Genomic DNA, 18337 nt, shown 5'->3' with positions numbered 1-18337 from the left:
ATCCCCTCGCCCCTCCAAGGGCGAGGGGCAGCACTTCCTTATCCCCTCGCCCCTTTAGGGGAGAGGGGCAGGGGTGAGGGAGGCTTTAAAATCTTCCCTCACCCGGCCTTCGGCCACCCTCTCCCCCAGGGGGGGCGAGGGTATAAGATATCTATATCCTTCTCCTCACCACGAACCCTGCACATTCGAGCCAGCGGTTGCGGCACGGCTCGCCGGTCGGTTCAACCTCGTACCTCGTCGCCAGGCCGAACCCTTTGCTGCCGAGCTTGGAGAGGAACTTGACGTGAGTGAAGGCGACGTAATCCTCCACCGTCTCGATCTCCATCTCCTGCGCATTCACCTGGTCCTTCGCTGCCAGGTGCCGCTCGAGGTAGGCGACCACCTTGTCGGGCGTCACCCTCCGGCGGGCCATGTAGAGGGTCAGCGCCCGGCTCTTGGCGATCACCTCCGCCGAAACCGCCGCCTCCCGCAGCACCTGGCCCGACAAGGGCGAACGCCGCCGCGCAACCAGCCGCACGCTGTTGGGCGAGAGAACGGGATGGTTCATGAGGGTGGGCGGCGACGGGAATTCTCCATCCGGACCACAGGCCGCCGCCCCCCCCGCCCCGACCGCTTCCAGGACGGCGGCGATCCGGTTGCGCATCCCCGGGGTCGTCTTGTCGAGGTAGCGCACCGTTTCGGCAACGCGGTCCTCCAGGCGGGCCCGGAACTGGTCGATCTTGGCCAGCCGCCGGTCCACCAGCTCGAACGAGCGGACAAGGTACTGGATGTCGTCCATGACCCGCATGAGCGACCTGGTATCCGTTTCCCCGTAGCGCTCCGCGTAATGCTTGGCGATGGCAACCGCCGTCTCGTATTTCCCCTGCAAGACGCGCAGGTGCTGGAGGATGCGGGTGCGGAACCGGAACGGGTTGTTCTCCGACTGCAGGGTCTTGTAGTCGGCGATCAGGATGTTGGTGACGAAATCGTCGAAGAAGGAGGCGAAGATCTCGCGCGGCGAACGGCTGGCGATGATCTGTGACTGGATGTCCTTCAACCCGTAGATGATGCTGGTTAAGTGGCTGGTGAACTTGCGTGTATTGTCCACCGCCTCGATCAAGAGCTGCCCCATCTCGTCGGGATTGTTGATCGCCGCTTCGATCTGGACCAGGATACCGAGCACGGTGCCGCCGTAGCTCTTCTTTTCGTTGTGCGAGATCGAGATCAGCGACGCCAGGAGGGAGCTGACGATGGGGGGCATGACCACCGTCTTGTTGTACCCCTCCTGGTCCTCTTCCAGCCAGCCGGTCCTGATCAGCCGATGGTAGAGATAGTCGGCGCAGCGGGGAACGGTGGGGAACTGCTCGATCTCCTCGGTATCCTCGGTACTCTCGGCTACCCACTGCAGCCGTTCGATCCGCCCGAGCGTTTCCTGTATCTCGGCGATCACGGCGTCGCGGCGCGGGAAGAAGTCCTCCGCCTCGTTCTCGTCGAAGAAAACGGGATAGAGAGCCAGCAGCACATCCTCGTAAAGATGCCGGTTCGGGCCGGCCAGCGGCTTGAAAATGTCGTCGGGGAGTTTCTTGAAAAGCATCAGCCATCGACTCGAAGAATAGGCGTGATACGGTCGGCAAGACCGCGGCGTACAGCGGTTCACATTGACCTATCATCGCCTCAAAGTCAAGGCGTCAGAGATATTCGCAGGGATGATTGACCAAGGCCCACCATAGGTGACGACGCTTCAGTCAGTTCATAGTGTCAGAGCATTTCCATTGAGCCGAGAGAATGCCTGCGGTGATAAAATTGATATACACAAAGAACACGATCTACGCCGATCCGGATAAAAGAATCGCAGCTCCGCGAGGTGATCCATGACTGAAGAAGAGACCGTTCGTGACGCGCGTACCGGCGCCAGCCTCCCGGCGACATTTCCCATCCGGGGAGCGAAGCGCTGGCGCCTCGTCTTCACTGCCGCCAAGGGGGTGCTCTTGGTGGCGCTGCTCCTTTCCACCGTTTTCATCGTGACCGTCCCGGCCTCATCGTCTGCCGCAGTGTCGGTGGGGATTTCGGTTACCTTCGCACCGCCGGCGCTCCCGGTCTACGTCCAGCCTCCTCCCCCCGCCCCGGACTACATCTGGGTCCCGGGATACTGGGCCTGGGATCCGGAGTACGGCTACTACTGGGTGCCCGGCACCTGGGTCCCCGCCCCCTACCCCGGCTGGCTATGGACTCCCGGCTACTGGGCGTGGGACAACGGGGTCTATTTCTGGAACGAAGGTTATTGGGGCCCGGTGGTGGGCTACTACGGAGGGATCAACTACGGCTGCGGCTACAACGGGTACGGATACTACGGGGGATACTGGCGGGATAGACATTTCTACTACAACCGCGCGGTGAACAACGTAGGGTCCAACGTCACGACCGTCTATCGAAGCCCGGTCAACCGCAGCACGACCAGGCGGGTAAGCTTCAGCGGCGGCGAGCGGGGGGTGCATGTACGCCCGACGACGGCCCAGTTGGCGGCAACCAGGGAGCGGGGCTCCGGCCCCATCGCCCCGCAAAGAGAGCACACCCAGGCGGCCCGCCGCGACCCGGGGCTGCGAGCCTCGGCCAACCGTGGTCGTCCCGGCATTGCCGCCACCGTCAGACCGGGTGCCCTGAGCGGCCCGGGAGTGGTCCCGGCGAAACGCGCCGGCGCGCCGTACCGGGCTCCTGCCGCACATCAAACCGGTGGACGGGAGAAAGTTCCGGGAGGTGCTTCGCCGGAACGAGCTCGCCACGAGCCCGCTCCCGCTGGAGTGCAACGAGGCGGACACGAACAGCCCGCGCACCAGCAGGCGGCGCCTCGCCGCGAACGGCCGGGAGCGACTACGTACCGTCCGCCCGCAGAACCGCGCCGCGAAGAGCGGACCCCGCGGGAGTTCGCCCCGCCCCCGGTACAGCGCCGGGAACAGCCGGCCGTACGGGAGATCCGCCCCCCGGCAGGATATTCGCCCGCTCGGGAGATGCCGCGCATGGCGCCCCCGTCAATGGGTGGGCACGCCGAACCGCGCGGAGCGCCTCATGAAGCGCCCCCGGCTCCGCACGGAGGAGGAGCCCCCCGCGAGGAGGGTGGTCACGGGAGATGACGGGGAGCTTTGATAGGAGGGAAGTGGAATGGGACTTGACAGCCGGAGAACAGCCATTATATTAGATTGCATTAACAAAATCCAATCCCACGAACAGGAGGTGTTGCATGCCGTTACCGGTTAACCCGATCAGCGTCTTTGATACCAGCTTCCTCAACTATCCCCATCTCAAACTGGCCAGCCAGATCATGGCTATCGGCGAGGCGTTCATGGCCCACAAGTATTACCAGGCGATGCCTCCAGGCGTCCCCGTCGGGGTCGAAATCAGGGACATCGGCACCCGTTACCATGACCTGACCTACGCGGTAATGACCGGCACCTTCGGCAGGAAAAGCGAGCGCGACGCACTTCGTGAAAAAGCCGTGTTGGCCACCACGCTGGCGCTGAACTGGGCGGGGATGAAGTACTTGATGGAAAACGACTTCGATTACATCAGCAACCTCGCGGTAGACCACAAGAAGGCTCCCGCTCCCAGAAGCACCACTCCTGTCATGCTCCCCGCGCCGAACAAAGTCTACTTGGAGCAGGCCCCCATGACCGGCTCCCTGCGTCTTGTGATCGGAAGGGTAAAAGGAGCCGCCGCATACCACATTCAGGCCTGTAAAGGGGATCCCAACGACGAGGCCGCGTGGAACCTGGAGTGGCAGTTCACCAAGATCAAGGGAGGCGTCACCTTGAACGGCCTGGAGCCCGGCAAGGTCTACTACGTCCGCGTCAGGTGCCTTGGCCACGCCGGCCTCGGCCCCTGGTCCACCTATGTCCATCTCATGGTCACCTGAAACCATCATCCCCCCTCCCCTCGCAAGGGGAGGGGGGATAACAGGTATGACGAGGGGCACCATCCGTCGAGCTTCCCCGCCCAAGATTAATGCTTGAAGCCCCCAACCGGACTGTCACCCCCACGAAAAAAGCTCGCCTTCATAGCCGGTTCGTTCCCCAGTCCAAAAGAAAACTCCACCCGTTTAAAGGCCGCGAGGACGCCGGGTCTCACCTATCGTGTCGGGAAAGAGTCGACGACGCCAAAAATTCGCCCACCGCGGAAACAGCACGTCCTTGATGAACGATTTTCGTTATGCCCCTCCACGCAACTACCAGCAATGACAGTGATAAAAAGCGGATAACGAAGATCCCGGAAGGATTTTCGCTATTCTTTCCGCCAGTAGGTAAACCTTCCCCGGCACATCGCACGACTCCGAGGCAGTACCGTTCAACAGACGGAGGTCAGATCTCAGGGGTAGAAGATTTACGAGGGAGGCCACCAGGAGCCTTAAGTTTGAAAGGTTACCGAGGTAGGGCGGGAAATTCTCAAGGAAGGGGAAAAGTAGCCTCATGTCCGGAGGGAGGACCGGGCCGGTGGAATTGTTCGCACCGGCTCCCCAGCTCTCTGTCGACCGGGAAACAAAAACGTCGATCTAGCGGTGAAAATGTCCACGAAGCGCCGCAAAGCCTTACCCTGAAAGCTCGAAGAATAATTGCGCTGCGCATGAAAAAAAGTCGCCTCGATTCCCTATGCCGGCCTTTCAGGGTTCTTCATGGATGCGACAGCTCTTCCAGCCTCTTTCTCAGGTCCAGGGGGGCGGCGAAAGCGAAGGCGTTACCCTGCTTGCGCTTTCTAAGCAGCGGCACCTCCTCTGAGAGCTTCAGGAGATCGGTACGGGCTGTCTGATAGCTGATTCGGTGGCTGTTGCGGTGTCCCTCTATTGTGTAAAGCGCACCAGGATGTTTGAGCGCGTGATCCAGCAGGGCAAGTTGGCGGTGATTGAGTTTTCCCTGAAAAACGGTGCGTTCCAGTAGTTTCTCCGCCTCCTCGATCTCCCCCGCCTTCGTTCTCAGGTACTCGTGCAGCCGCTCGATCGCCTTTCTTATCGTTTCTAATTGGTGAATCAGGAAGTAGGTTACGTCGTTTTCGTCGGTCTCGGTAAAGAGATAGGCTTTAACATACTGCTGGGGCGCCTCTTTGATGACGGCCGAGATGGAAAGGAATTCCAAAAGCCAGTATCCGTGCCGTAGCGCGTACCAGTAGAAGAGTGCCCGTGCGGTGCGGCCGTTGCCGTCTACGAAGGGATGGTCGTAACCGATCATGAAGTGAAGGATCATCGCCTTGAGAAGCGGATGGAGAAATCCCTGCGCCTCCCGCTCGTTGGCAAAGGTACACAAAAGCTCCAGACGCGATTCCAACTCTTCGGCTTTGGGAGGAGTATGGAGAATCTCTGTTCCGCCGGCATCGACGACGTGGATGCGGTCGTTGACGGCCCTTAGACGACCCGCCTTGTCCGGATCCTGCAGCGTCTCCTCGGTGAGGATCCGGTGCAGCTCGAAAATCATCTCCTTGGTCAGGTTCTCATTGCGGTTCTCGCGGACGAACTGCATGGCGAGATAGTTGTTGTAGATCATCTGCTCGCTGTAGTCCCGAGGCGGCCGCCCCTCGCGAAGCATTTCTTTGGCCACTTCTCGTGTGGTAGCGGCACCTTCTATCTGACTGGAGTTGATGGCCTCTTCCATGAGGGAACTGACGAGATAGGTGTCCCGTGTGTTTGGGTTGGTAATTGGCTGATGCATGAGGATGCTGCCGCTGGCATTCTGGTCGAGCCAATGCAGATCCTTCAGCATGGAATCTATGACCACGTACCGGAAATGGTCACCTGCTTTGTCTATGAAGGGAAGCTGCTTGTAATTGCGCGACAATTTGAAGCTCAGCCAATACTGTTCCGGTGTGAGTCCGTGCGGAGGCTCCAAGTAGCGGACCTTGTCCCAGTGGAGGTACCTCCCCTGAGCGTCAGTAACCATCCGCAAGCCGATTACCTTGCCCAGCAGCGCCGGCCCGGCAGCGACGACGGCATTGAGGATATCCTGCGTAAGGGGAGGTCTCACGGGTATTTTCATTGCCACACCTCTGTAAAAGTTCTCTCGATTATACACAGATATATAGCAATTACTACTTTTTTCATAATTAGTACTTCGTCTCCCCTTCCCATTCAACCCCTCGCCCCTTCAGGGGAGAGCCGAAGGCCGGGTGAGGGAGGTGGTCACCCGGCTTCGTTCAGGCAGCGGAGGGCATTGAGGGCCCGGGGATACCCCACGTAGGGGATAAGCTGGGTGATGATCTCGAGCAGGAGTTCCTTGCCATTGCCGATCTTCACGTTCCCCAGGATGTGTCCCTTCAACTGCGGCTCGCACCCGCCCAGTGACAGCAGCATGGAGAAGGTGAGGAGTTCCCGCATGTTGATGTCCAGCCCGCCCCTGGTCACGTAATCGCCGAAACAGTTTGCCGACAGGAACTCCTGGATGTGGCGCTGGCCCTCGGGTGCCTGCCGGTACATGGTGTCGATCATCTCTCCGAAGATCTCCTTCTGGAGCGCCAGGCCCTTGTCGAATCGGGTCTCGGGCGAGGTGGTGGACTGCCCCTCCAGCGGCAGGGTAATCCCCCTGCTTTGCAGGATCTCGTTGGTGGCGAGGAGAAAATCGAAAACCTTCGCGATCCCCACGTAGGGAACCGCCTGGTACACGATTTCCTTTATCTCGACGGGCGAGACCCCGACGTTGAGGGCGCCGCCCAGCATCACCCGGTATTCGCCCAGCGCCTGGCTGGCGATCATCGATGCCAGGATGATCATCAGGCGGCTCCTGGAATCAAGGCTTCCGTGGCGAAGCACCTCGTCGAAGGCGAAGTTGTCGAACACCTCGATCAGTTCAGGGTCGGTGAGCTTCAGGGTCGACTGGTGATAGGGAAAAAGTTCCTCATGGTTTTTTTCTGCTGTCTCGCTGATAGCCATGGTCGTCCTCTCTACTTCAAGGTATCGTAGTCGTCGTCCGCTACCGGCTCCAGCCAGGTTGCCGGCCCTTTTTCCGGGTGGATCTCTATGGCAATGTGGGCAAACCAGCTGTCTTTAGCGGCTCCGTGCCAGTGCTTGACATCGGCGGCAATGGTGACGACGTCGCCCGCATGAAGCTCCTGGGCCGGCTTGCCCCATTCCTGGTAGTAGCCCCTGCCCCCGGTGACCAGCAGGACTTGGCCGCCTGCGTGTTTATGCCAGTTGTTGCGGCACCCCGGCTCGAAGGTGACGTTGCCGATGGGAAGGGCCGAATCGCCAGGGGTCAGCATCTTGAGCCAGACGGTTCCCTTGAACCTGTCCGTTGCCAGCTTCTCCCCGATGGGGAAGATCACGCCGGTGCTGAGATCGTTCGTGTTCATATTCGCTCCTGTTTTTTCAAAGACCGGTTCTTTTTTCGAGGGCCTCCGGATACCGCGCTCCTTCGATCGCTATCCTGGCAGCCGCGCTCTCGATCTCGCCGAGATCGGCGCTAGTCAGTTCTAGGTCCACCGCGCCGATATTCTCCTCCAGCCGGGCGAGTTTGGTGGTGCCCGGGATGGGGACGATCCACGGCTTCTTGGCTAGGAGCCAGGCGAGGGCTATCTGCGCCGGAGTGGCCCGCTTCTTCTCCGCGATCTCGGTAAGGAGGTCGACGAGCGCCTGATTGGCCTTGCGGGCCTCGGGAGTGAAGCGCGGGACGATGTTGCGGAAGTCGTTCTTCTCGAAGGTCGTCTTGTCGTCGATCTTGCCGGTCAAAAAACCCTTGCCGAGCGGGCTGAATGGGACGAAGCCGATGCCGAGCTCCTCCAGGGTGGGGATGAGCTCCTCCTCGGGGCGTCGCCACCAGAGCGAGTACTCGCTCTGTACCGCCGTCAACGGCTGTACCGCGTGGGCCCGGCGGATGGTGTGCACCCCCGCCTCCGACATGCCGAAATGCTTCACCTTTCCCTCGCGGATCAACTCCTTCACCGTTCCGGCGACCTCCTCGATGGGAACGTTGGGGTCGACCCGGTGCTGGTAGTAGAGGTCGATCGTCTCCACGTTCAGGCGCTTGAGAGATCCTTCCACGCTCTCCCTGATCCGCTCGGGGCGGCTGTCCTGGACCTGCTGGCCATTTTCGTCGACCCCGATCCCGAATTTGGTGGCGACCGCGATCCTCCCGCGGAAGGGAGCGAGCGCCTCGCCCACCAGGGTCTCGTTCGCGTACGGACCGTAGATCTCGGCGGTGTCGAAGAAGGTGATGCCGTGATCAACCGCTTTGGCGATGAGATCGATCATTTCCTTCCGATCGGGAACCTTCCCGTAGGCCATGCTCATCCCCATGCAACCGAGCCCCAAGGCCGAAACCTCAAGACCGCTATTTCCCAAGATGCGTTTTTTCATGATCTCCTCCGTTCACCTTTTAGGGCTGGCTGACGGTCCCTGAAAGGCAACTGCTCCCCGCACCGCGTCCCCCCCCCTACACAAGGGGAGGGACAGGGTGAGGACGGGTTTAGCTGGGGCGGGCTAATCAGAAAGCCGCACGCAGTATCTGCAGTACCTCGTCTTTGCCGAGCGAAGTCAGTATGCCCAGGTTTCCGTCTTCCACGGCTTTTCCGGCGATGAGGTCGAGGTCTTCTTCCCTGACTCCGGCTTCGCGCAGGTTCGCCGGCATCTTGATGGCCGCGTAGAAAGCCTCCAGCTGCCGCACCCCGGCCTCCGCGGCTTTGGCATCGTCCTCCTCGCGGACCTCCATGACGTTGCGGGCGAATCTCGCGAAGAGCGGCAGGTGTGCGGGAGCCGAAGTCATGGTGTGACGCATCCAGGTGGGAGTCAGCAGCGCCAGGGTGACGCCGTGGGTCATGTCGTACTTGCTGGAGAGCTCGTGCCCCATGCCGTGCAGCGGGAAGGAGAACATCGGCTTGCCGAGCAACAGCTGGAAGCCGGCCAGGGCCATGGAGCTCGCCCACATGATGTTGGCCCGGGCGTCATAGTCCGCAGGGTTGGCCAGGATCTTCGGGGCCTCCTCCAGCACCGCCTTCATAAGGCCTTCATTCATGCGGTCCTGCACGTTAGCGCCGGACTCGGGGGTGAAGTACTGCTCCATGAGATGGCAGAGGATGTCGGCGACCCCGGCCATGGAATGATACTCCGGCACGGTATACGTGTACTCCGGGTCGAGGATGGAGAACCTGGGATTGACCAGCGGGTGCATGAGCACCTTTTTCTTGTGAGCCTCGCCCACGGTGATGACCGCCCCCATGTCCATCTCTGAACCGGTACCTGCCATAGTCAGGATGGTAGCCAGGGGCGCCGCGGCTTTGAGGTTGGCCCCCGGCCCTCCGCGGAAGAGATCGTTGACCGGGCCATCATATTTCACCCCGGCGGCGATCGCCTTGCAGGCGTCGAGCGTCGATCCGCCTCCCACCGCCAGGATGAAGTCGCAGCCGTTAGCACGGTAGAGCCCGATCCCTTCCTCAACGCTTTCGACCCGCGGGTTCGGCTGGATCCCGCTCAACTCCACGTACGGGAGACCGGCTTTTTCGAACTGTCCGAGGATCGCCTGGTAGATGCCGTTTTGCTTGATGCTGCCGCCGCCATAGGCGAGCAGCACCTTGGAGCCGCCATGAGCCTTGATGGTCTCGCCTAAAATGTTGATTTGCCCCTTGCCGAAGTAAGCGGTGGTAGGAATGCTGTAAATGAAATTGTCCACGTTCGTTCTCCTTCACTGTGTTGATATCGATGGTTGAAGCGTACACCGGTGCGGAAAAAGCAGGTAGTTCGATCCTGTTCAATTTTTGCCTGATCGTCCGGAAGGCTAAAAAAATCGGAGTCTCAGGAGAAAACGGACGCCAGGGTGTGGGCAGGAGGTGTAGCGGGGAGCAAAGAGTAAACACCGGGAAACGCGGCGCTACGAGGGTGAAGGGAACCGTAAATGTGCTGGAATAGCCATTGCCCATTGGGCCGAGACGGCCCCACCCTTCGGTTGGGGACCGGCGGAAAGGATCCGAGAAGGCAAAAAGGGGACCGGCACCTGAGGTGCGGTCCCCTTTTCGCAGGGTACAGACGATCCTGGACCTCCTGAAGTTCAGGCTGCGGCAGATGACTGGCGTAGCCTGTTGATGTCCCTCAAAGGAGGCGCGCCGAAGAGACGCCCGTATTCGCGGCAAAACTGTGATGCGCTCTCGTAACCGACATTGAATGCCGCGGTCGTTGCATCGAGACGTTCGGTGAGCATCAAACGCCGCGCCTCGTTCAAACGCAGCATTTTCTGGTACTGCAACGGGCTCATGGCCGTCAGGGTCCGGAAGTGGTGATGGAAGGTGGAGGTGCTCATGTTGACCTTGGTCGCCAGATCATCGATGCGTAACGGCGAAGTGAAGTTTCCCTTAAGCCAGTCGATTGCCCGCGCTATCTGGTTGCCTTGGCTTCCCGTGGAAGCTATCTGGCGCAATCGATCCCCCTGATCCCCTACCAGCAGACGGTAGATGATTTCCTTCTGGATGACCGGCGCAAGGATAGGAATATCAACTTCGTCGTCAAGGAGGTCGATCAAACGCCGGAAGGCATTTACCAGGGGCATGGTCACCTCGCCGGTTGCCATGCCGCAGCTTGAGCGCTGGGCGCGGGGCTGGGGGAGGCTCGAGTCGAGCATCAACTGGGAAATCTCGCGCAGATCGAGTGTCAACCTGAGACCGAGGTACGGCTTTTCCGGGCTCGCCTCGATGATCTGAACGAGGGTGGGCAGATGGACAGCCGTGATCAGGAAGTGGTTGGCGTCGTAGACGAACGAGTCGTCACCGAGTTGCACCCGCTTGGCCCCTTGCGCGACGAGGCAGACACTCGGCTCGTACATGCCGCTTGTTGGCTCCGTCGGCGCCACTCGCCTGAAAAGAGCAAGCCCCGGGACCGCCGTCGAGTGCAACTCCCCCTGTTCGGTCCATCGGGCAATGCTCTCACCTAAAGCCTTTATCGCGCTTTCCATGACACCCCTTATGCATCCTGCAGAATTCAATAAGTTTGCCCCCTCTTTCCTCAAGACATCTTACTTCCCACCAGGCACTCTTTCAACGGCTTATCTGGCTTTCGGAGTATCGGGCAAGAAATCAGCAGGATTGATATATCCAAAAGATGTGCCCCGGCGCCACCGTCCTCAAAGGCCTTCCCCGCGTAGGCGGAAATATCCAAAGAGCCCGAAGGCAACATAGCCGGATGGCTTGAGCAATTGCAGAAGATCGAGAGATAGGAGTGATGAGACCGCCACTTCGAAAGTTGCGCCTGTCAGTGGGAATTCCAGAGGTTTACCGTTGCGTAGCTTCGCCAGGGACGCCACGTTTCTGCCAGTGCCAGAATTTCTTTTGGCGTACGGGGCTCAAGCGCTTTTTTAACGCCGAAATCCGTATGTGGAAACGCGTCCGACCAGCCTAAAGCCCGCATGGCAACGTACTGCGCTGTCCAGGGGCCGATGCCGGGGATTGCCATCAGTTTCTTTATCTCGATTTGGGGCCGGGCACCGAAACGAAGATCGACTTCTCTCCCTGCTACCACCTGGGCTAACTTCAAGATCGTTCGCGCCCGTACTCCCGTGATGCCCAACGGCCCCAAACGATCTTCGATAGGGCGATCCAAAGCAATGATCGCTTCGGGCGATGGGAAGATGTGGGTGAGGTCCTCCACTCCGGTCTCAATTGGAGTGCCATAGGCGGCAACCAACCTTGCGGCCAGTGTGCGAGCCGCTTTCACGGTGATTTGCTGCCCAAGAACTGCCCGCACCGCCATTTCGAAGGGATCGAAACAGCCTGGCAAGCGAGTGCCCAAGGTGCAGAGACCGGCGCGGATCGTGTTCATTGAGGCAAGAGCCTCATAGACCGCATACGGCTCGCAGTGCAAGTCAAACAGGTGACGAATCCGGGCCAACAACGTGGTCAATACCGGCAGCAGAGAGGGGCTAAACGTCACGGAGAGAACGTCGCGTTGTGGCCGGAAGCCTACTCGGACCCAGCCACGGACCTGTCGTTTCTCTCTGGCGGGCATGGTTACCGTGCGAAGATATTCCCCATCCACGACCCTCTCCACCCGAGGAATGGCACGCAGGGCGAGAAAGTTCAGCATCTGCTGCCATTGATAAGGCGGACGGTAGCCTAGCTCAAGAGTTACAGGCGATTTGAGAACAATAGTGCGGCTTGTTTTTTTCACCGTCCCAGAACGCTCCCCCGGTTAAGTATTCCCCCCCTCACATTACTGCATGCCTTATGCCTAGGCAAGAAGGCCGTCATGACTCCCCGCAGCGATAAATACTTGGCACTTCGGCTATTCCGCCGGCTACGGCAACCAATTCCTTGTTTTTTGCTCATTGTTTGCATGTTCGGTAGATATCCTTCCTCGCAAGCAGGCTCACGAAAGTAGGAGAGGAGGAAACCATGCCCATCGCATTCGCAGCAGCCCTGGTGCTTCAGGTTGCGGTCTTGACTGGCGCTATCTTCACAAATGCATTTCGTGGCGGCTCTGATCACGGAGTGTCAAACGAAGCACCGACGGCATGGGTTGAACCGCCGGAAGCGTTCCCTCCCTCACCACCGGAACCCATCTCGTCCACACAAGAAGAAAGGATCGGACCGCGCATTGTCCAACCGGTGACCGGTGGTGCGCCGGAAATTGCCATTCCGCTTGGCGGGGGTATGTATCAACCGGTCACCGGCGGAGCGCCGGTGGTAGGTGTCCCGCTCGATTGAGTGTTCCTTCCGACCTGTACAGACCCGAATGACTCGCACTATAATTGAAACAGCCAAGGAGGTAGAGTCATGCGTGTGCTGTTGGTAGCGAAACTGTCGACTTCAGAATTCAACGCCAGCCTCAAAAACGGCAATGCCGGCAAAATCATCAACCGCATCCTTGAAGACACCAAGCCGGAAGCAGTCTATTTCACGGCTGAGGAAGGGTGCCGGACGGCGATGCTGATCGTTAATCTTGATGACCCTTCTTCGATTCCGCGCTTGGCGGAACCGTGGTTCCTCAACTTCAACGCGTCGATCGAGTTCAAACCGGTCATGACACCGGACGACCTGAGAAAGGCCGCTCTCGACGACCTTGGGAGAAAATGGGGTTAACTGTACCGTCAAGATGCCCTACTGAGAGAGGCGGCCGCTAATGGCCGCCTTTTTTGTGCCCCTACACCTGGCCAGGAGCCGCTCTAACCTTCACTCTGTCAGAGCGCGTCAAGACTTGACTCTTTCGACAGACCGTCGCCTGCTCGGTATACTTTGAAGAGAAAAACCTAGCAGAAAGGAGCCGATTATGAGTGCCGACGACAAGTGCCCGAAGGCGGCCAAAGTCAGTGCGCAGACAGCCGCGCGGTCGAACAGAGAGTGGTGGCCGTCCCAGCTGGACCTCAAGATCCTGCACCAGCACCCACTCCAGGCCAATCCGATGGGCAAGGATTTCAACTACGCCGAGGAGTTCAAAAAGCTCGACCTCGACGCCCTCCAAAGGGATATCTTCGAGCTGATGACCGCGTCGCAAGAGTGGTGGCCGGCGGATTACGGGCACTATGGCCCGTTGTTCATTCGGATGGCCTGGCACAGCGCAGGCACCTACCGCATCGGCGACGGCCGGGGCGGCGCGGGAGCAGGGAGCCAGCGCTTCGCCCCCCTCAACAGCTGGCCCGACAACGCAAACCTCGACAAGGCGCGCATGCTTTTGTGGCCGATCAAGCAGAAGTACGGCAGGAAGATCTCCTGGGCCGACCTGATAATCTTCGCCGGCAACTGCGCCTTGGAGTCGATGGGATTCAAGACCTTCGGCTTCGGCGGCGGGCGTGAAGACATCTGGGAACCGGAAGACATCTACTGGGGGCCCGAGGACACCTGGCTGGGCGACCGGCGCTACACCGGCGAACGGCTGCTCGAAAATCCTCTCGCCGCCGTACAGATGGGTCTTATTTACGTGAACCCGGAAGGCCCAAACGGCAACCCGGACCCACTCGCCGCGGCCAAGGACATTCGCGAGACCTTCGCTCGCATGGCGATGAACGACGAGGAGACCGTCGCGCTCATCGCCGGCGGCCACACTTTCGGCAAATGCCACGGAGCGGGCGCCGCTACACACGTCGGCCCCGAACCCGAAGGAGCGGGCATCGAGGAGCAGGGGCTTGGCTGGAAATGCAGCTTCGGCACCGGCAAAGGCGAGTACACGATCACGAGCGGGCTGGAAGGCGCCTGGACCACCAACCCGGTGAAGTGGGACAACGGCTACCTCGATGTCTTGTTCCGCTACGACTGGGAACTAACGAAGAGCCCTGCCGGCGCGCACCAGTGGACGCCCAAGGACCCGTCCGCAAGGGACAGCGTGCCTGACGCCCACAACCCCGCGAAAAGGCACGCCCCCATGATGCTGACCACGGACCTGGCCCTGAAACTGGACCCGATCTACGCACCGATCGCCAGGCGCTTCCACGAGCATCCCGATCAACTGGCGGACGCGTTCGCCCGCGCCTGGTTCAAACTGACCCATCGCGACATGGGTCCCCGGCCGCGCTATCTCGGCCCGCGGGTCCCTGCCGAAGAGCTCGTCTGGCAGGACCCCATCCCCCGTTGTACTCACGAGCTGATCGACGATCGGGATATCGCCGCCCTTAAGGAAACGATCCTGGCCTCGGGACTTTCCGTCTCCCAGTTGATCTCGACGGCCTGGGCATCGGCGGCCACCTTCCGGAGCTCCGACAAGCGCGGCGGGGCAAACGGAGCGCGCATCCGCCTGGCCCCGCAAAAGGACTGGGAAGTCAACCAGCCGGCCCAACTGAAGAGCGTGCTTGAAACCCTCGAGGGAATCCAGCAGCGGTTCAACGCCGCGCAACAAGGCGGCAAGCGTGTCTCGCTAGCCGACCTGATCGTCCTGGGGGGATGCGCTGCGGTCGAGCAAGCGGCCAAGAATGCCGGCCGGCATCTGCCGGTACCCTTTACCCCGGGACGCATGGATGCCTCGCAGGAGCAGACCGACGTGGCGTCATTCGCCCCGCTGGAGCCGGCCGCGGACGGATTCCGCAACTACCTCAAGAAGAGATACTCGGTAACGGCCGAGGAGTTGCTGATCGATCGGGCGCAGTTGTTGTCGCTGAGCGCTCCGGAGATGACCGTGCTCCTAGGCGGCCTGCGCGTTCTGAATGCCAACTTCGGGCAGTCTCAACACGGCGTCTTTACCAAGCGGCCGGGGGCGCTGACCAATGACTTCTTCGTGAACCTGCTGGACCTGAGCACGACGTGGAAGGCGACCTCGGAGGACGAGGATGTTTTCGAGGGCCACGACCGGGCGACGGGCGCACTGAAGTGGACCGGCACCCGGGCCGACCTGATCTTCGGTTCCAACTCCCAGCTCCGCGCCCTGGCGGAGGTGTACGGGAGCAGAGACGCCCAGGAGAAGTTCCAGAATGACTTCGTCGCGGCTTGGAACAAAGTGATGAACCTCGATCGCTTCGATCTGGCTTGACCTCTCAGGCATCACACAAAAAAAGCCTTGGCCATCGCCAAGGCTTTTTTTGTGCAAGGCGGCCTTCGCCTGCATCACGGCGAAGACCAATCGGCGGCAAAGTAGCGATCGAGATCACAGATCCATCCATCCTTGAGGCGCTGTTCGACAAAGCTCGCTTCGAAGCTGTTGCGGGCCAGGCGATACGCCTCCCTGACCCCTAAGCGGGGAAACGCTTCGAAGGTGGCGGTGTAGTTGTCGTTCAGGTACCCCCCGAAATATGCGGGATCGTCCGAGTTGACGGTCACCACGATCCCAGCGGCCAGCATGCTGGCGATGTTGTGGGCGGAAAGGTGCGGGAAAACGGCGAGCTTCACGTTGGAGAGCGGACAGACCGTGAGCGGTATCCTCTCGCGTACCAACCTTTCCACCAGAGCGGGGTCATCCATGCAATGCACGCCGTGATCGACCCTTTCGGCCTTCAAAAGATCGAGCGATTGGCGAACGTAATCGGCCGTTCCCTCCTCCCCCGCATGCGCCACCACCCGCATTCCCAGCTCACGGCAACGCGCGAAGACCCGTTCGAATTTCTCCGGAGGGTTCCCCCGCTCCCCGCTGTCGAGGCCGACCCCGATAAACTTGTCGCGAAACGGCAAAGCCTCTTCCAGTACCGAAAAAGCGTCTTGCTCAGGCAGATGGCGCAGAAAGCAGAGTATCAGCGAAGAGCTCAGGTGAAGCTCTTCGCGGCCGCGAGCCAAGGCCCGGTCGAGTCCGCCGATGACGGTGCCGAAAGGAATCCCCCTGGCAGTGTGCGTTTGGGGATCGAAGAAGATCTCCGCGTGGACGATGTTGTCAGCCTTGGCGCGATTGAGGTAAGCCCACGCCATGTCGAAAAAGTCGTCTTCGGTCTGGAGCACGCCGGCTGCGGCGTAGTAAAGGTCGAGAAAACTCTGCAGGTCCGTGAAGGCGTATGCCGAGCATAGCGCCTCGATGTCCGGGTAAGGGAGCTTGATGCGGTTGCGTCGAGCCATCGCGAGGATCAGTTCGGGCTCGAGGGTGCCTTCGATGTGGAGGTGCAACTCCGCCTTCGGCATGTGACGTAGGATATCGGCAAGCTGGGTGCGGGAGATGGAATCGAGCTTCATCGGGATTCCTTCCAATGACAACAGTGTGACCGCATGTCAGTGCGACAAAGAAACCAAGTCAACTCAATCATAATCTGACAGAGAGCTTTCCGCTAGGACTGAGCAGATGAAGCGCGGTGGGTTCATCTTCCCAGCACCACGACATCCACCCGCCGGTTCTTCGCTCTTCCCTCTGCGGTTGCATTTTCCGCCACCGGCTGGTACTCGCCGAACCCGGTCGCCGAGACCTGCTGGGGTGAAACCCCATACTCCCCTACCAGTTTTTTCACCAGTGAGGTGGCCCTGGCGGTGGAGAGGTCCCAATTCGAGTTGTACTGGCGGTTATTGATCGGTTGGTCATCGGTGTGACCTTCGATACTGCAACGGTTGGCGTACCGGTTCACGATGGCGGCCACCTCACCCACAATCTCGGAATTATCTCCCTTAAGACCAGCACTGCCGGAGTCGAAAAATCCTGCCTCTTTCAGACTGATCACCAGCCCGCGCTCGCTTAAGGAGGTGGATACTTTCCCTCCGGCCCCCTTTTTCATCAGGTAGGCATCCAAGGCCGCCTTGATGGCGCGGAGATCCGACTCGCCCGCCAGGGGCTTTCTCCCCGAGACAGCGGGTGGCGGCAACGAGGGCCTATGAAGGTCAGGGACGATGACGGGCTTGCCACCATCGATGATCGCCGGTTTCTGAGATGCCCCGCTACCGACCTGGACCATCCCGAACGCCTCGCGTATCGACTGCGCGGCGTCTTCTGCCTTCTTTTTGTCCTGCTGGGACATGGCGTACAAGGTGACGAAGACGGCAAAAAGCAGCGTCAGCAGATCGCCGTAAGATACCAGCCACCTTTCGTGATTGGGTTCCTTTTCGGGTTCTTTCTTGCGCATGGCATTTCCTCCGCGGCATGGGCGTCACCAGGGCCCTCTCATCTCTTAACGGTACCGTACAGTACAGTTTTATACCTGGACAAATTATACCCGGGTAGACTAGAATGCAACCCCGAAGTGATTAGGAGTTTTTAGCGGGGGATTAAGGGGATATGAGACTGAAAACGGAAGCCAAGCGGCAGGCGATCATCGAGGAGGCCGCCGAGTTATTTCGCGCCGTTGGGTTTGAGCGCGCCTCGATGGCGGAGATCTGTGCCCGGGTGGGGGGATCGAAAGCCACGGTGTACAACTACTTCTCCTCGAAGGAGGAGCTCTTCATCGAGGTCGTGATGCAGTCGACGGAGGCGCAGTTCGAGGCGGTGCACCAGTCGTTCGAGGAGGAGGTAGAGGATGTATCTCTCGCGCTGCGGCGTTTCGGCGAGCGTTTTCTCGCCCTGATCTACTCGCCGGAAATCCTGGCCACCCGTCACATGGCCATCGCCCAGGCGAAGCATTCCGAGGCAGGGCGGCTGATCTACGAGCGGGGTGTGTTGCGCAGCCAGAAGCTGATTGCCAATTTTCTCGAATCCTGCATGAAGAAAGGAAAGCTCCGCCAAGCCGATCCGATGATCGCGACCCTCCACCTGGTGAGCCTGCTCGAAGCGGAGTTCCGGGACCGCTTTTTATTCCAGTTGCCCGGAGACATCACCGCAGAAGAGATTGCAGCGGGAACGGCCCGCGCCGTCGAGGTCTTCATAGCCGCCTACGCTCCACAGCAGCCGAAACCGGGAGCCTAGTAAGTTCTCCGCCTACGCATACCTAACCGCGTAACAAGCGACCTCGCAAACGAAGCGTCCCACCTTGCAGCACGCAAGTAAGCTCTCATCCCCTCCCCTCTTGTCCTTATACTCCCCGCCATCGTGCATGGTCCTCTGCGTCGGAAGATGACGACGACGTCCTGCTCCGTATAGTCCCCCCTC

General features: G+C 60.1%; 16 protein-coding genes. 6 read left to right on the top strand and 10 right to left on the bottom strand.

What is annotated here, in order from left to right:
- Nucleotides 1–151: 151 nt before the first annotated feature.
- Nucleotides 152–1573: a Wadjet anti-phage system protein JetA family protein gene (locus ACYVL5_RS15540; protein ID WP_460596492.1), complete on the bottom strand. Its 1422-nt coding sequence runs from the start codon at nucleotides 1571–1573 to the stop codon at nucleotides 152–154.
- A 277-nt stretch (nucleotides 1574–1850) separates the two neighbouring features.
- On the opposite strand from ACYVL5_RS15540, the gene ACYVL5_RS15535 reads away from it, so the two are divergent.
- Together ACYVL5_RS15535 and ACYVL5_RS15530 are read left to right on the top strand one after the other, a co-directional pair.
- Nucleotides 1851–3107 (top strand): hypothetical protein, encoded by a 1257-nt coding sequence (locus ACYVL5_RS15535; RefSeq protein ID WP_460596491.1) that lies wholly within the window; start codon nucleotides 1851–1853, stop codon nucleotides 3105–3107.
- A 107-nt stretch (nucleotides 3108–3214) separates the two neighbouring features.
- The gene (locus ACYVL5_RS15530) at nucleotides 3215–3886 is read left to right on the top strand and encodes a fibronectin type III domain-containing protein (protein ID WP_460596490.1); all 672 of its coding nucleotides are present in this window, start codon (nucleotides 3215–3217) and stop codon (nucleotides 3884–3886) included.
- Nucleotides 3887–4637: 751 nt separating this feature from the next.
- Here the strand turns inward: ACYVL5_RS15530 and ACYVL5_RS15525 are convergent.
- From ACYVL5_RS15525 to ACYVL5_RS15495, 7 genes are all read right to left on the bottom strand, one after another.
- The gene (locus tag ACYVL5_RS15525; RefSeq protein ID WP_460596489.1) at nucleotides 4638–5978 is read right to left on the bottom strand and encodes a Fic family protein; all 1341 of its coding nucleotides are present in this window, start codon (nucleotides 5976–5978) and stop codon (nucleotides 4638–4640) included.
- A gap of 155 nt (nucleotides 5979–6133) precedes the next feature.
- A complete protein-coding gene (locus ACYVL5_RS15520; protein WP_460596488.1) occupies nucleotides 6134–6880 on the bottom strand; it encodes a carboxymuconolactone decarboxylase family protein in 747 nt (248 codons plus the stop codon).
- 11 nt (nucleotides 6881–6891) lie between these two features.
- On the bottom strand, nucleotides 6892–7299 hold the full coding sequence (locus tag ACYVL5_RS15515; RefSeq protein WP_460596487.1) for a cupin domain-containing protein: 408 nt from the start codon (nucleotides 7297–7299) through the stop codon (nucleotides 6892–6894).
- Between the two features lie 16 nt (nucleotides 7300–7315).
- Nucleotides 7316–8302, bottom strand: a complete 987-nt coding sequence (locus ACYVL5_RS15510; protein WP_460596486.1) for an aldo/keto reductase — start codon at nucleotides 8300–8302, stop codon at nucleotides 7316–7318.
- A 127-nt stretch (nucleotides 8303–8429) separates the two neighbouring features.
- Entirely contained in the window at nucleotides 8430–9611 is a 1182-nt protein-coding gene (locus ACYVL5_RS15505) for an iron-containing alcohol dehydrogenase (RefSeq protein WP_460596485.1), read from the bottom strand.
- A 375-nt stretch (nucleotides 9612–9986) separates the two neighbouring features.
- Nucleotides 9987–10883 (bottom strand): AraC family transcriptional regulator, encoded by an 897-nt coding sequence (locus ACYVL5_RS15500; protein ID WP_460596484.1) that lies wholly within the window; start codon nucleotides 10881–10883, stop codon nucleotides 9987–9989.
- A gap of 296 nt (nucleotides 10884–11179) precedes the next feature.
- Nucleotides 11180–12094, bottom strand: coding sequence for a DNA-3-methyladenine glycosylase family protein (locus tag ACYVL5_RS15495; RefSeq protein ID WP_460596483.1), 915 nt, complete (start codon nucleotides 12092–12094; stop codon nucleotides 11180–11182).
- 224 nt (nucleotides 12095–12318) lie between these two features.
- Here ACYVL5_RS15495 and ACYVL5_RS15490 point away from each other — a divergent pair, with 224 nt between their 5' ends.
- The 3 genes from ACYVL5_RS15490 (at nucleotide 12319) to katG (ending at nucleotide 15379) form a co-directional block, all read left to right on the top strand.
- Nucleotides 12319–12630 carry a hypothetical protein gene (locus tag ACYVL5_RS15490; RefSeq protein WP_460596482.1) on the top strand — a complete coding sequence of 104 codons (312 nt, stop codon included), beginning with the start codon at nucleotides 12319–12321 and terminating at the stop codon, nucleotides 12628–12630.
- A 69-nt stretch (nucleotides 12631–12699) separates the two neighbouring features.
- Nucleotides 12700–13005: a DUF3303 family protein gene (locus ACYVL5_RS15485; RefSeq protein ID WP_460596481.1), complete on the top strand. Its 306-nt coding sequence runs from the start codon at nucleotides 12700–12702 to the stop codon at nucleotides 13003–13005.
- Between the two features lie 187 nt (nucleotides 13006–13192).
- Entirely contained in the window at nucleotides 13193–15379 is a 2187-nt protein-coding gene (gene katG, locus ACYVL5_RS15480) for a catalase/peroxidase (protein WP_460596480.1), read from the top strand.
- 74 nt (nucleotides 15380–15453) lie between these two features.
- On the opposite strand, the gene ACYVL5_RS15475 is transcribed toward katG, so the two are convergent.
- Nucleotides 15454–16503: an adenosine deaminase family protein gene (locus ACYVL5_RS15475; RefSeq protein ID WP_460596479.1), complete on the bottom strand. Its 1050-nt coding sequence runs from the start codon at nucleotides 16501–16503 to the stop codon at nucleotides 15454–15456.
- A 122-nt stretch (nucleotides 16504–16625) separates the two neighbouring features.
- Nucleotides 16626–17378 (bottom strand): flagellar motor protein MotB, encoded by a 753-nt coding sequence (locus ACYVL5_RS15470; RefSeq protein ID WP_460596478.1) that lies wholly within the window; start codon nucleotides 17376–17378, stop codon nucleotides 16626–16628.
- A gap of 152 nt (nucleotides 17379–17530) precedes the next feature.
- Between ACYVL5_RS15470 and ACYVL5_RS15465 the strand changes: the two genes are divergently transcribed.
- Nucleotides 17531–18154 carry a TetR/AcrR family transcriptional regulator gene (locus ACYVL5_RS15465; protein WP_460596477.1) on the top strand — a complete coding sequence of 208 codons (624 nt, stop codon included), beginning with the start codon at nucleotides 17531–17533 and terminating at the stop codon, nucleotides 18152–18154.
- Nucleotides 18155–18337: the final 183 nt, after the last annotated feature.

This window comes from Geomonas sp. Red276 (assembly GCF_054784495.1).
The sequence above is the reverse complement of the archived record's forward strand: the minus strand, read 5'-3'. Positions and strand labels throughout refer to the sequence as shown.

Bases quoted from the DNA above. Each gene is read 5' to 3' on its own strand.
- ACYVL5_RS15465 (WP_460596477.1), top strand. From the start codon at position 17,531: ATGAGACTGAAAACGGAAGCCAAGCGGCAGGCGATCATCGAGGAGGCC.
- ACYVL5_RS15485 (WP_460596481.1), top strand. From the start codon at position 12,700: ATGCGTGTGCTGTTGGTAGCGAAACTGTCGACTTCAGAATTCAACGCC.
- ACYVL5_RS15510 (WP_460596486.1), bottom strand. From the start codon at position 8,302: ATGAAAAAACGCATCTTGGGAAATAGCGGTCTTGAGGTTTCGGCCTTG.
- ACYVL5_RS15535 (WP_460596491.1), top strand. From the start codon at position 1,851: ATGACTGAAGAAGAGACCGTTCGTGACGCGCGTACCGGCGCCAGCCTC.
- ACYVL5_RS15530 (WP_460596490.1), top strand. From the start codon at position 3,215: ATGCCGTTACCGGTTAACCCGATCAGCGTCTTTGATACCAGCTTCCTC.
- ACYVL5_RS15515 (WP_460596487.1), bottom strand. From the start codon at position 7,299: ATGAACACGAACGATCTCAGCACCGGCGTGATCTTCCCCATCGGGGAG.
- katG (WP_460596480.1), top strand. From the start codon at position 13,193: ATGAGTGCCGACGACAAGTGCCCGAAGGCGGCCAAAGTCAGTGCGCAG.
- ACYVL5_RS15520 (WP_460596488.1), bottom strand. From the start codon at position 6,880: ATGGCTATCAGCGAGACAGCAGAAAAAAACCATGAGGAACTTTTTCCC.
- ACYVL5_RS15475 (WP_460596479.1), bottom strand. From the start codon at position 16,503: ATGAAGCTCGATTCCATCTCCCGCACCCAGCTTGCCGATATCCTACGT.
- ACYVL5_RS15500 (WP_460596484.1), bottom strand. From the start codon at position 10,883: ATGGAAAGCGCGATAAAGGCTTTAGGTGAGAGCATTGCCCGATGGACC.
- ACYVL5_RS15470 (WP_460596478.1), bottom strand. From the start codon at position 17,378: ATGCGCAAGAAAGAACCCGAAAAGGAACCCAATCACGAAAGGTGGCTG.
- ACYVL5_RS15490 (WP_460596482.1), top strand. From the start codon at position 12,319: ATGCCCATCGCATTCGCAGCAGCCCTGGTGCTTCAGGTTGCGGTCTTG.
- ACYVL5_RS15540 (WP_460596492.1), bottom strand. From the start codon at position 1,573: ATGCTTTTCAAGAAACTCCCCGACGACATTTTCAAGCCGCTGGCCGGC.